This is a genomic window from Streptococcus parasanguinis (genome assembly GCF_016648925.1).
Taxonomy (GTDB): Bacteria; Bacillota; Bacilli; order Lactobacillales; family Streptococcaceae; genus Streptococcus.
The window spans coordinates 26,150-38,094 of the sequence record NZ_JACLQX010000020.1 but is presented as its reverse complement, the minus strand read 5'-3'; the positions used below and the strand labels follow the sequence as shown (position 1 = coordinate 38,094).

The window sequence follows — 11,945 nt, the reverse complement described above, 5'->3', positions numbered from 1 at the left end:
CCGAACACAGCAGTTAAGCCCTAGAACGCCGGAAGTAGTTGGGGGTTGCCCCCTGTGAGATAAGGTAGTCGCTTAGCAAGAGATTGAGCCTAGTAGATACTAGGCTCATTTGGGAGTTTAGCTCAGCTGGGAGAGCATCTGCCTTACAAGCAGAGGGTCAGCGGTTCGATCCCGTTAACTCCCATAGGTCCCGTAGTGTAGCGGTTATCACGTCGCCCTGTCACGGCGAAGATCGCGGGTTCGATTCCCGTCGGGACCGTTAAGATAATGAAAGTTATTTTAAGACTCGTTAGCTCAGTTGGTAGAGCAATTGACTTTTAATCAATGGGTCACTGGTTCGAGCCCAGTACGGGTCATATTTTGCGGGTTTGGCGGAATTGGCAGACGCACCAGATTTAGGATCTGGCGCTTTACGGCGTGGGGGTTCAAGTCCCTTAACCCGCATAAGAGAATAATAATGAGCCGGCTTAGCTCAGTTGGTAGAGCATCTGATTTGTAATCAGAGGGTCGCGTGTTCAAGTCATGTAGCCGGCATTTTTTTATATAAAGAAAGCAATGCGAACGTAGTTCAGTGGTAGAACACCACCTTGCCAAGGTGGGGGTCGCGGGTTCGAATCCCGTCGTTCGCTTGAGGAGGCCGGGGTGGCGGAACTGGCAGACGCACAGGACTTAAAATCCTGCGATTGGTAACGATCGTACCGGTTCGATTCCGGTCCTCGGCATAGACAAAGGTTGAAAGAAGCACCCTTAGCTCAACTGGATAGAGTACCTGACTACGAATCAGGCGGTTAGAGGTTCGACTCCTCTAGGGTGCATGGTCGCAAGGCTATGTAATAATTGAATAGGAACGAGCACCCTTAGCTCAACTGGATAGAGTACCTGACTACGAATCAGGCGGTTAGAGGTTCGACTCCTCTAGGGTGCATAAAGCGGTAGCTTTAGATCGGGAAGTAGCTCAGCTTGGTAGAGTACTTGGTTTGGGACCAAGGTGTCGCAGGTTCGAATCCTGTCTTCCCGATATTATGGCGGTGTAGCTCAGCTGGCTAGAGCGTCCGGTTCATACCCGGGAGGTCGGGGGTTCGATCCCCTTCGCCGCTATATTGTTGATCTTGTTGGACCTTTAGCTCAGCTGGTTAGAGCTCTCGGCTCATAACCGAGTGGTCGTAGGTTCAAGTCCTACAAGGTCCATTGTTATTTTGGAGGATTACCCAAGTCCGGCTGAAGGGAACGGTCTTGAAAACCGTCAGGCGTGTAAAAGCGTGCGTGGGTTCGAATCCCACATCCTCCTTAATATTAACGCGGGATGGAGCAGCTCGGTAGCTCGTCGGGCTCATAACCCGAAGGTCGTAGGTTCAAATCCTGCTCCCGCAATTTGGCTCGGTAGCTCAGTTGGTAGAGCAATGGATTGAAGCTCCATGTGTCGGCGGTTCGATTCCGTCTCGCGCCATTTCTTTTAATAATAAGCGGGTGTAGTTTAGTGGTAAAACTACAGCCTTCCAAGCTGTTGTCGCGAGTTCGATTCTCGTCACCCGCTTTGAACTTTTGTTCATTTTTACCAAGTTTTTTTAAACTTGGGCGCGTAGCTCAGGTGGTTAGAGCGCACGCCTGATAAGCGTGAGGTCGGTGGTTCGAGTCCACTCGTGCCCATTTTGGAGAATTACTCAAGAGGCTGAAGAGGACGGTTTGCTAAATCGTTAGGTCGGGTAACCGGCGCGGGGGTTCGAATCCCCCATTCTCCGTATAATTTCGAAGTTTGAGATGTCATCTCAAACTATTTTTTATATTTTTGAAGGTTTTGTCTATGTTCTTGAATCGATTCTTTAAAATTTTTAGTTTTGTGTTTGTTTTAACTGTTTCAGGAATTTTATTTCTTTTTCCATCTGTTAGAACTTCGATTGTTTTAAAATCTTCTGATCTATTAGCTATTGTTGATAAGACTGTATCGGTACCATTTGTTTTTGTGGAATCTAAGGCAAAGGATTTAAAGAATTTATCTGAATTAAATGATGAAAACCGTTCGTTAAAATCACGTCTTTATCAAAAGGATATAGACCAGTCAAAACTTAACCGTTTGGAATCAGAAAATAGAGAATTAAAGGATTTGATGTCAATCAAGAATTCTGTATCGGGTTCTAAACAAGTCGTTAGTGAGATTATTGACCGTAATTATGGTTCGTGGGATCAGGAATTTGTTATTGATAAAGGTAGTTCAGATGGAATTTCTGATTCTATGTTTGTTCTTTCGTCTGGTGGCGTCATTGGTGTGGTAGAAAGTATAGAGAAACATTCTAGTAAAGTAAAATTATTAGTCGAAGATACTATTTCTTCACAACACCTGACGTTTAAAATTGAGAGTCAAGGTCAATCTATTTTTGCCTTATTAAATGGTTATGATGAGAAGACGGGTGAGTTTCGGTTGTTGCAAATTGGAGATCCAGTTGAAATTAAAAAAGGATCTCTGGTTTCAACAAGTGGTTTAGGAAAATATAAGAGTAGTGACTTACCTCTTGGTACAGTGACTTCTACTCAAAAGGCATCTGATCAGTTAGGGCAAGAAATTCGTGTGAAACCAAAGGCTAATTTAGATGTCAATCGTTATGTACTATTGATCGGAGAGTAGTGTGAAAGTCATACGTAAGTACCATTTTTTCCCTTTAATCTTATTCTTATCTTTATTTGTTGACGGGCAGATCTCTCTTCTTATTTCTCGTTTCTGTCCAAACTCCTTTGAACCTACTTCATTTTTATTTCTATATGGTTTTATGTTATTGAGTCTCTATTTCTCTGAGATAGCTAGTATTTGGTGGGGAGTCTTCTTTGGTTTTTGTTTTGATGTGTATTTTTTACACACTCTAGGAATTGCCTTCCTAGTATTTCCTTTACTTCAGGTGATTTTTTATCGGTGTAATCAGATTATTTTAGTCAATCGATTGACTCGTTTTTTTACATTTTTATTAACGATTCTATTATTTCAGATTTTAACAAACCTTCTTTTGGTTCTTTTTATCGGTATAAAATTTAACTGGATTACACTAATTATTTACCAAATTTCCCCAAGTTTAATTTTGAATGTACTTCTATTATTAGTATTACAGCCTTTACTTGAAAAGATTTATTTATAAACTCGCAATAAAAATGTAACAATAGCGTAATATAAAATTTCAAAAAATTTGTTATACTAGTTAGTGTCTTATTAGAAAGGGAAAATTTATCTAATGAAGAAAAAATTATTTGCCACAATCTTATTGAGTACAGTTGCTTTATCACAAGGTGCTGTCGTAGCTGGTGTATCAGCTGATTCAACAGATGATAAGATTGCTGCTCAAGATAACAAAATCAATAGTATTAATCAACAACAACAAAGTGCACAAGCTCAGGTAGATCAAATCCAAGGTCAAGTATCTGAAATTAAACAACAACAAGAAAATCTTCAAGCTGAAAATGACCGTTTGAATGAAGAATCTGAACGATTGTCAGCTGAGATCGATGAGTTGTCAAAAAATATTGTTGCTCGTCAAGAATCACTTGCAAATCAAGCACGTAGTGCTCAAACAACTGGAACTGCAACAAGCTATATTAATGCGATTGTTAGCTCTGGATCTTTGACAGAAGCTATCTCACGTATTTCTGCTATGAATGAAATTGCAGATGCTAACAACAAAATGTTGCAAGAGCAAAAACGTGATAAAGAAGATATTGCACAAAAACAAAAAGAAAACAACGACGCTATCAATACTGTTATTGCAAATAAACAGCAATTAGAAGATGATGCGCAAGCTTTGTCAACTAAAGAAGCTGAGTTGAAAGTGGCACAATTGAATTTGGCAGCTGAAAAATCATCTGCTGAAAACGAAAAGAACGCTTTGTTGCAACAAAAAGCTGAAGCTGAAAAAGCAGCGGCAGCAGCGGCAGCAGCTGAGGCAGCTTACCGTGCAAAACAAAAAGAACAACAAGCAGCTGTAAAAGCTTCTGCTAATACAACTCTTCAAGCACAAGTTCAGGCAGCAGCACAAACACCTGCTGCAACACCAGCGGCTGCACAAACTCAAGCAGCAGCTCAACCTGCTGTTCAAACTCAAGCAGCAGCAGCTCCAGCAGCTCCAGCAGCAACTGTTTCTCGTCCAACTTATAGTACATCTGCATCATCTTATCCAGTTGGTGAATGTACATGGGGTGCGAAGACATTGGCTCCATGGGCTGGTGATTACTGGGGTAATGGTGGACAATGGGCAGCAAGTGCAGCGGCAGCAGGATTCCGTACAGGATCTCAACCACAAGTTGGTGCCATTGCATGTTGGAATGATGGTGGATATGGACACGTAGCAGTTGTTACAGCCGTTCAATCTACAACGAGCATCCAAGTCTCTGAGTCTAACTATAATGGTATCCGTAGTATTGGGAACTACCGTGGTTGGTTTAACCCAACAACAGCACAAGGTACTGTTACTTATATCTATCCAAACTAAGAATTACACTGAAGCAGAACATTTGTTCTGCTTCTTTTTTGATAGAATTTAGGTAGTGATAGATTTTGTAGTTTCCATAAATTAATATTTGAATATTTGCTTAAAAAGCGATAAAATGGTTACAGGAGAAATTTGTGCTGACTGTACAATATGGTTTTAGATTTTACTGGAGGAAATCATGTCATTTTCTGATTTAATGCTCTTTGCTTTGTCGTCAAATCAAGAATTGGCTCAACGTGTGTCTCGAGAAATGGGACTACCACTTGGAAAGTCAACGGTTCGTCAATTTTCTGATGGAGAAATTCAGGTTAATATTGAAGAATCAATCCGTGGGAAAGATGTTTATATTTTGCAATCCACTAGCTCGCCGGTTAACGATAATCTAATGGAAATTTTGATTATGGTAGATGCGTTGAAACGGGCTAGTGCGCAATCCATTAATGTGGTGATGCCATATTACGGCTATGCTCGTCAAGACCGGAAAGCTCGAGCTCGTGAACCAATCACTTCTAAGTTGGTAGCCAATATGCTTGAGGTTGCTGGTGTTGATCGCCTCTTGACAATTGATTTGCACGCCGCTCAGATTCAAGGTTTCTTTGATATTCCTGTTGACCACTTGATGGGTGCGCCTTTGATCGCCGACTATTTTGAACGTCGTGGGATGATTGGGAAAGACTATGTTGTTGTCAGTCCAGACCATGGTGGTGTGACTCGTGCTCGAAAATTAGCTGAATTTTTGAAGACACCGATTGCGATTATTGATAAACGTCGAAGTGTCGATAAGATGAATACGAGTGAAGTGATGAATATCATTGGGAGTGTTGAAGGCAAGACTTGTATTTTGATTGATGATATGATTGATACAGCTGGTACAATCTGTCATGCCGCGGACGCCCTTGCAGAAGCAGGTGCTGTTGAAGTTTATGCGAGCTGTACTCACCCTGTTTTATCAGGACCAGCGATGGACAATATTCAAAAATCAGCCATTAAGAAGTTGGTGGTGTTGGATACGATTTATCTACCGGAAGATCGATTAATTGATAAGATTGAGCAAATTTCGATTGCGAAACTCCTTGCAGAGGCCATTGTTCGCATTCACGAAAATCGCCCTCTTTCTCCTCTATTTGAAATCGGAAATGCCAAAAAATGTTAACAATAAGGAGGCTGGGTAACTGGCCTCTTTTATTTAGGAGGATATACAAATGGAAATCAGAAAATGGTTGGAAAATCTAAAAAAAGAAAAGAAACGGAAAAAACTGGTTCAAGCAGCTAAAGAACTAGAAGCAAAGGCTGATCCTAGTTTGCCCAAGAAACGATTGCCAAAAAATGGGGTGGTGAAATAGGATAGAAAAGATTTCTATTTTTTAAATACATTTTTATATATGAATAGAGTATTTTTCCAAGATGGTTTTAAATTCGTAGTTCTATATCTCAAATGGATCAAAAGATTAAACTTTTTTTAAAAAATAATGGAAAAAGTCTTGACATAGGCAGAATATCCTAGTATACTAGTCATAGTTACGAAGTAACGAATAATTTTTGAAAAGAAAAAAGGAGATAAAACAATGAAAAAAGTTTTATTATCATCAGTAGCAGCTCTTGCAGTATTTGCTGCAGCAGCACCAGTTCTTGCCGAAGGTGGAGTCAACGGTGGAGCTAACAATCCTAGAGGACCTCAAGATACTGACGTCGCTTCAAAATACTATGATCAATCTGAATTTGTAAGTGCTCGTACAGTTGAAGAATACCTTAACGGTCACATGGACGAAATCAAAGCTGAAGCAGCGGCTGATCCAGCAGTAGTAGCAGCTAAAGCTGAATTTGATGCTGTTGAAGGTGGTTCACACCTTTACGGAGAAAAGAAAGCAGCTTATGAAGCAGCATTCAATACTGCATTCTTGAACGTACGTAACAAATATGTACAACAATTCCAAACTGTTCAAAACACAGCTAAGAAAAAAGAAGGCCGTTACTATATCTTGAATGAAACTCCAGAACAAGCTAACGCTCGTTACTTGAAAGAACATGGAATTAATCCAGAACAAGCTAACGCAGACGCAGCTAAAGCAGACGCAGCTAAAGCTGACGCAGCTAAAGCAGAAGAAGCAGCTAAAAAAGCAGAAGCTGGTAAAGCTGGTTCAAAACAAGCTGGTAAAGCTCTTCCAAAAACAAGCGCAGTTAAATAATTTGATTATTAATTAGCTCGTAAAATATCACTGGACCTTCGGGTTCAGTGTTATTTTTTAGAAAAAATCATCAAGAGGAGATCAATCAATGAAAAGAGCTGGGGAAAAAAGTTCAAATAAATTGGGTCTTGTAATTGCTGCTCTTGTTGCAGTTGTTGTTCTTGTTGCTGGATTTATTTTCTTTAATCCATTTGGAGGAACTAAGTCATCTGGCACGGCTAAAAAAACAACTGGAACAAGCTCAACCAAGCAAGAAACTAAATATGAACCAAGCCAAGAAGAAAAAGATTACTTGAAAAATCGTTTTGCTCAGTTAACAGCTGTTAACCCTGAGGCAATTGCTTATGTCTATGCACCGGGTACTGAGTTGGATGAACCTGTTGTACAAACCACTGACAATGAAACTTATTTGAATAAGACGTTTGATGGTGGAAATGAACCATACATGGGGACAGTCTTCATGGATATGGACAACAAGAAAGACTTCAGTGATCGTTTGACTTGGTTGTTTGGTCATGCTCGTGGTAGTAAGGTCGGCGATCATCGCATGTTTAATGATGTCAACTACTATGACAAACAAGAGTATTTGGACCAACATCCGTATGTTGTGATTGAGACACCAGAGCGGAAATATTATTATGAAGTAATGGGATTGGTCATTGTCCCAGAGGACACCGCTTTCTACCGTACAAGCTTTACTGATGACAATGATTTTACGACACAATTGAAGAATATCTATGAGTCAGCTCGTACGAAGAATCCTAATATCAAGATCAAAGCATCTGATAAATACTTAGTATTGTCAACTTGTCGTGAAGAGGATGAAACCATTCGTTCTAACCTCTACCTTCGTCAAATTCCTGATTCAGAAATGAAGGATTTTGTGGCAAAACATGCGGATCAATTGAAATATGTGGCAACACGTGGTCAACAATAATGGCTTGAAAGACTTAGCATTGCTAAGTCTTTTTTTCATGGAAGGATTTTTGAAATGTCCTTTGGTGGTCAGCAAAAGGTGGGGATCTGGCTTGTTCTTTTGCGATGGGGTCCTATTTATAGTATAATGAATATAAGTGTTTTTGGAGGTGTTCTATGGATTTAACGAAACGTTTTAATAAAAATCTGAATCGGATTGAAGTTTCTTTGATTCGTCAGTTCGATCAATCAATTTCTTCCATTCCTGGTGTCTTGCGTTTGACTTTGGGGGAACCGGATTTTACAACTCCTGAACATGTAAAAGAAGCAGGAAAGGCTGCCATTGATGCGAATTTTAGCCATTACACTGGGATGAGTGGTTTGCTGGCTTTGCGTGAGGCTGCGAGTCAGTTTGTGGCTGATAAATATGGTATTTACTACCGTCCTGAAGATGAGATATTGGTGACGATCGGTGCGACTGAAGCCCTATCTGCAACCTTGACAGCAATCTTGGAACCTGGGGATGTAGTACTTCTTCCGGCGCCGGCTTATCCTGGTTATGAACCGATTGTGAATTTGGTTGGGGCGGAAATTGTCGAAATTGATACGACAGCAGATCGTTTTGTCTTGACTCCTGAAAAGTTGGAAAAGGCCATTCTAGAGCAGGGTGAAAAATTGAAGGCTGTTATTCTCAATTATCCAGCTAATCCAACGGGTGTCACTTATTCGCGCGAACAGATGGCAGAATTGGCTGCTGTCCTAAAAAAATATGAAGTCTTTGTGATTTGTGATGAAGTTTATTCAGAGCTAACTTATACTGGAGAAGCGCATGTCTCTATGGCCTCCTTTATTCCTGAGCAGACCATTGTTATCAATGGCTTGTCCAAATCTCATGCCATGACAGGCTGGCGACTTGGCTTTATCTTTGCCCCGGCTGCGTTGACGGCCCAACTCATCAAGAGCCATCAGTATTTGGTAACGGCTGCTGGAACCATGAACCAGTATGCTGCGATCGAAGCTTTGACGGAAGGTCGAGATGATGCGGAACCGATGAAGAAGGAATATGTGAAGCGTCGGGATTATATTATCGAACAGATGTCCGCGCTTGGGTTTGAGATGATTAAGCCAGATGGTGCCTTTTATATTTTTGCTAAAATCCCAGCTGGTTATAATCAAGATTCCTTTGCTTTCTTGCAGGATTTTGCGCGTGAAAAAGCGGTTGCCTTTATTCCTGGTGCTGCTTTTGGTCAATATGGCGAAGGTTATGTGCGTTTGTCGTATGCAGCCAGCATGGAGGTTATCAAGGAAGCTATGAAACGCTTGAAGGAGTATATGGAAGAACATGCTGGAGTCAATTGAGACCCGGGGCATTGTGCTGTATAATCGGGAATTTCGTGAGGATGACAAATTGGTCAAGATCTTCACGGAGAAGTCAGGTAAGCGGATGTTTTTTGTGAAACATGCGGGAAAATCACGATTGAATCCCATGTTACAACCTTTGGTAACGGCGGATATGTTGCTGAAAATCAATGATGATGGCTTGAGTTATATTGATGATTTTCAAGATGTGCAGGTTTATAAGAAAATCAATGCAGATCTTTTTGCCCTTTCTTATGCGACCTATGTTCTGGCGCTTGCGGATGCCAGTATTCAGGATAATCAGGTGGATCCGGCCTTGTTTGCTTTTTTGGAAAAGACCCTGTCTTTGATGGAAGAAGGCTTGGATTATGAGGTTTTGACCAATATTTTTGAGATTCAGATTCTATCGCGGTTTGGGGTTGTCTTGAATCTGCATGAATGCTGTTTCTGCCATCGGGTTGGCCTTCCTTTTGACTATTCCTTCCGGTATAGTGGGGTCCTTTGTCCGGATCATTATGATCAGGATGAGAGACGCGCTCACTGGCATCCAAATGTTCTCTATTTATTGGATCAGTTTCAAGCAGTGCGATTCAGTGAGCTAGAGACGATTTCTCTACAAGCGGAGATGAAAGCAGCTCTACGTCAGGCGATGGATCAGTTGTATGAGGAGTATGTAGGGATCCATTTAAAAGCTAAAAAGTTTATCGATTCCTTAAGTGATTGGGGAGCGATTATGAAAGATTCATCTGGAGGTGAAACATGAAAAAAATTGCAGTAGATGCAATGGGGGGCGATAATGCACCTCAAGCCTTGGTAGAAGGCGTGAATCAAGCCATTCGTGATATTGATGATATTGAGATTGTCTTGTATGGTGATGAGGCAAAAATCAAAAACTATTTAACAGCAACAGAGCGTGTATCGATTGTTCATACGGAGGAAAAAATCGATTCAGATGATGAGCCGGCACGTGCTATTCGTCGGAAGAAACAGGCCTCTATGGTCTTGGCTGCCAAGGATGTGAAGGCTGGAGATGTAGATGCTATGTTGTCTGCGGGTAACACGGGTGCCTTGTTGGCGGCAGGTTTCTTTATCGTTGGTCGTATCAAAGGGGTGGAACGCCCTGGATTGATGTCCACACTTCCGACGGTTGATGGTCGCGGGTATGACATGTTGGACTTAGGTGCCAATGCGGAAAATACACCAGAGCACTTGCATCAGTATGCTGTGATGGGGTCTTACTATGCGGAAAATGTTCGTGGGATTCAAAAACCACGCGTGGGTCTATTGAACAATGGGACAGAAGCTAGTAAGGGAGATCCTTTGCGCAAGGAAACTTACCAATTGTTATCTGAGGATGCGTCGATTCATTTTGTTGGAAATGTGGAAGCGCGTGATTTGATGGATGGTGTTGCAGATGTTGTTGTGGCGGATGGTTTCACGGGAAACGCTGTCTTGAAAACGATGGAAGGAACAGCTTTTGGAATCTTGAAGCAACTGAAACAAGCAATTGCTACTGGAAACTGGAAGGCGAAACTAGGAGCTTTTCTCCTCAAGGACCGGTTGAAATCATTGAAACAAACCTTGGATTTCTCAGATGTTGGAGGAGCGGTTTTATTTGGCCTTCAAGCACCTGTTGTTAAAACGCATGGTTCGAGCGATGCAAAAGCAGTCTATAGTACCATTCGTCAGATTCGGACTATGTTAGAGACAGATGTTGTTGGAAAATCAGTGAAGGAATTATCGAAGGAAGGATAATATATGAGCAAACAAAACGAAATTTTAGCTACAATTGAGGAATTTCTCAAAGACCGCAAGGGACCAGATTTCCAAGTTTCTTTGAAATCAGATTTGCGCAAGGATTTACAAGCCGACTCTGTTGAATTGATGGAATTTATTATCAATCTTGAGGATGAATACCAATTGGAGATTCCAGACAAGGCTATTGATGACTTTAACACGGTAGGAGATGTCGTTGACTATATCGAAAAACGAACTGCTAGTAAGTAGTTGAAAAGGGATCGTTCAGAGATTGTTCTGGATGATCTTTTTTTCTGTCCTTTTCATTCGGTTTCTGCCTATATTGTACGGAAATTTATTGAAAATACACTTTGTATGTGATAGAATGAAGGTGATAAAATACGAAAGGCGAACAAAGTCATGACCAATCAACTGATTTATACTGGAAAAGCTAAGGATATCTATACTACTGAGGACGAAAATGTGATTAAGTCGGTCTATAAGGACCAGGCAACCATGCTAAATGGGGCTCGTAAGGAGACTATTAAGGGAAAGGGTGTGCTAAATAATCAGATTTCGTCTCTTATTTTTGAAAAATTGAATGCTGCGGGTGTAGCTACTCACTTTATCGAACGTATTTCTGACACAGAACAACTCAACAAGAAAGTGAAAATCATTCCTTTGGAGGTTGTTCTTCGTAACGTGACTGCGGGTTCTTTTTCTAAACGTTTTGGCGTGGAAGAAGGTTTGGACTTGAAAACTCCTATCGTTGAATTTTACTATAAGAACGATGATTTGGATGATCCATTCATCAATGATGAGCATGTGAAGTTCTTGGATATTGCCAATGATGAACAAATTGCTTATATCAAGGAAGAAACGCGTCGTATCAATGAATTGCTGAAAGATTGGTTTGCACAAATTGGTCTTCGTTTGATTGACTTCAAATTGGAATTCGGTTTTGATAAGGATGGCAAAATTATCTTGGCAGATGAATTTTCACCAGATAACTGCCGCCTTTGGGATGCTGAGGGGCACCATATGGACAAGGATGTCTTCCGTAGGGACTTGGGCAGTTTAACGGATGTATATCAGGTTGTATTGGAGAAATTACAGGGCTTGAAGTAATCTTTTTGAAACGGAAAACCTTCGTCTTTCAAGTAAAAGGACTCAGGCTGAAAAGGTCTACTAGACCTTTTCACTCCGTCGTGATCTTGGTAGCTTGACAGATGTTTATGAAGTTGTATTAGAAAAATTGCAAGGATTGAAGTAGCCTTTTACA

The 11,945-nt window shown here is 41.0% G+C and carries 12 protein-coding genes and 18 tRNA genes; all 30 read left to right on the top strand.

Translation table 11 applies throughout. The features are described from left to right. The first annotated feature begins 111 nt into the window (after nucleotides 1–111). The 30 genes from H7T97_RS07865 to purC all read left to right on the top strand — a co-directional run bounded on the left by H7T97_RS07865 (nucleotide 112) and on the right by purC (nucleotide 11,791). A tRNA-Val gene (locus tag H7T97_RS07865) sits at nucleotides 112–184 on the top strand. Nucleotides 185–186: 2 nt separating this feature from the next. Next, nucleotides 187–259: transfer RNA gene (locus tag H7T97_RS07860), tRNA-Asp, on the top strand. A gap of 24 nt (nucleotides 260–283) precedes the next feature. Next, a tRNA-Lys gene (locus H7T97_RS07855) sits at nucleotides 284–356 on the top strand. 6 nt (nucleotides 357–362) lie between these two features. Further along, nucleotides 363–444: transfer RNA gene (locus tag H7T97_RS07850), tRNA-Leu, on the top strand. 17 nt (nucleotides 445–461) lie between these two features. Continuing rightward, nucleotides 462–534: transfer RNA gene (locus H7T97_RS07845), tRNA-Thr, on the top strand. Nucleotides 535–557: 23 nt separating this feature from the next. Next, a tRNA-Gly gene (locus H7T97_RS07840) sits at nucleotides 558–629 on the top strand. A gap of 7 nt (nucleotides 630–636) precedes the next feature. After that, nucleotides 637–722 (top strand) — tRNA-Leu (locus tag H7T97_RS07835). A gap of 19 nt (nucleotides 723–741) precedes the next feature. Continuing rightward, nucleotides 742–815, top strand: a tRNA-Arg gene (locus H7T97_RS07830). A gap of 36 nt (nucleotides 816–851) precedes the next feature. Next, nucleotides 852–925: transfer RNA gene (locus H7T97_RS07825), tRNA-Arg, on the top strand. A gap of 19 nt (nucleotides 926–944) precedes the next feature. Next, nucleotides 945–1,018: transfer RNA gene (locus H7T97_RS07820), tRNA-Pro, on the top strand. 6 nt (nucleotides 1,019–1,024) lie between these two features. Next, a tRNA-Met gene (locus tag H7T97_RS07815) sits at nucleotides 1,025–1,098 on the top strand. Between the two features lie 16 nt (nucleotides 1,099–1,114). Then, a tRNA-Ile gene (locus H7T97_RS07810) sits at nucleotides 1,115–1,188 on the top strand. A gap of 10 nt (nucleotides 1,189–1,198) precedes the next feature. Next, nucleotides 1,199–1,288: transfer RNA gene (locus H7T97_RS07805), tRNA-Ser, on the top strand. 9 nt (nucleotides 1,289–1,297) lie between these two features. Then, nucleotides 1,298–1,371: transfer RNA gene (locus tag H7T97_RS07800), tRNA-Met, on the top strand. A gap of 3 nt (nucleotides 1,372–1,374) precedes the next feature. After that, nucleotides 1,375–1,447 (top strand) — tRNA-Phe (locus H7T97_RS07795). A 16-nt stretch (nucleotides 1,448–1,463) separates the two neighbouring features. Continuing rightward, nucleotides 1,464–1,534: transfer RNA gene (locus H7T97_RS07790), tRNA-Gly, on the top strand. Nucleotides 1,535–1,573: 39 nt separating this feature from the next. Beyond that, nucleotides 1,574–1,647: transfer RNA gene (locus H7T97_RS07785), tRNA-Ile, on the top strand. Between the two features lie 4 nt (nucleotides 1,648–1,651). After that, a tRNA-Ser gene (locus H7T97_RS07780) sits at nucleotides 1,652–1,739 on the top strand. A gap of 62 nt (nucleotides 1,740–1,801) precedes the next feature. Next, nucleotides 1,802–2,620, top strand: a complete 819-nt coding sequence (gene mreC, locus H7T97_RS07775; protein WP_195529595.1) for a rod shape-determining protein MreC — start codon at nucleotides 1,802–1,804, stop codon at nucleotides 2,618–2,620. Nucleotide 2,621: 1 nt separating this feature from the next. Next, nucleotides 2,622–3,122, top strand: a complete 501-nt coding sequence (mreD, locus tag H7T97_RS07770) for a rod shape-determining protein MreD (RefSeq protein WP_195529594.1) — start codon at nucleotides 2,622–2,624, stop codon at nucleotides 3,120–3,122. A gap of 93 nt (nucleotides 3,123–3,215) precedes the next feature. Beyond that, complete coding sequence (gene pcsB, locus H7T97_RS07765) at nucleotides 3,216–4,466, top strand: peptidoglycan hydrolase PcsB (protein ID WP_155200042.1); 1,251 nt, start codon at nucleotides 3,216–3,218, stop codon at nucleotides 4,464–4,466. Nucleotides 4,467–4,644: 178 nt separating this feature from the next. Further along, nucleotides 4,645–5,619, top strand: coding sequence for a ribose-phosphate diphosphokinase (locus H7T97_RS07760; protein ID WP_021154183.1), 975 nt, complete (start codon nucleotides 4,645–4,647; stop codon nucleotides 5,617–5,619). Between the two features lie 49 nt (nucleotides 5,620–5,668). After that, complete coding sequence (locus H7T97_RS07755; protein ID WP_173018797.1) at nucleotides 5,669–5,809, top strand: hypothetical protein; 141 nt, start codon at nucleotides 5,669–5,671, stop codon at nucleotides 5,807–5,809. 222 nt (nucleotides 5,810–6,031) lie between these two features. Continuing rightward, nucleotides 6,032–6,652, top strand: a complete 621-nt coding sequence (gene abpA, locus H7T97_RS07750) for an amylase-binding adhesin AbpA (RefSeq protein ID WP_070594694.1) — start codon at nucleotides 6,032–6,034, stop codon at nucleotides 6,650–6,652. 88 nt (nucleotides 6,653–6,740) lie between these two features. Beyond that, nucleotides 6,741–7,589 (top strand): class B sortase, LPKTxAVK-specific, encoded by an 849-nt coding sequence (gene srtB / locus H7T97_RS07745; RefSeq protein ID WP_155168302.1) that lies wholly within the window; start codon nucleotides 6,741–6,743, stop codon nucleotides 7,587–7,589. Between the two features lie 155 nt (nucleotides 7,590–7,744). Further along, nucleotides 7,745–8,926 carry a pyridoxal phosphate-dependent aminotransferase gene (locus tag H7T97_RS07740; protein ID WP_201089984.1) on the top strand — a complete coding sequence of 394 codons (1,182 nt, stop codon included), beginning with the start codon at nucleotides 7,745–7,747 and terminating at the stop codon, nucleotides 8,924–8,926. Continuing rightward, nucleotides 8,910–9,689: a DNA repair protein RecO gene (recO, locus tag H7T97_RS07735; protein WP_201089983.1), complete on the top strand. Its 780-nt coding sequence runs from the start codon at nucleotides 8,910–8,912 to the stop codon at nucleotides 9,687–9,689. The genes H7T97_RS07740 and recO overlap by 17 nt, the downstream gene beginning before the upstream one ends. Beyond that, on the top strand, nucleotides 9,686–10,681 hold the full coding sequence (plsX, locus tag H7T97_RS07730; RefSeq protein WP_201089981.1) for a phosphate acyltransferase PlsX: 996 nt from the start codon (nucleotides 9,686–9,688) through the stop codon (nucleotides 10,679–10,681). Before recO ends, plsX begins: the two co-directional genes overlap by 4 nt. Before the next feature lie 3 nt (nucleotides 10,682–10,684). Beyond that, entirely contained in the window at nucleotides 10,685–10,933 is a 249-nt protein-coding gene (locus H7T97_RS07725) for a phosphopantetheine-binding protein (RefSeq protein WP_031574126.1), read from the top strand. A gap of 150 nt (nucleotides 10,934–11,083) precedes the next feature. Further along, nucleotides 11,084–11,791 (top strand): phosphoribosylaminoimidazolesuccinocarboxamide synthase, encoded by a 708-nt coding sequence (purC, locus tag H7T97_RS07720; protein ID WP_049515036.1) that lies wholly within the window; start codon nucleotides 11,084–11,086, stop codon nucleotides 11,789–11,791. Nucleotides 11,792–11,945: the final 154 nt, after the last annotated feature.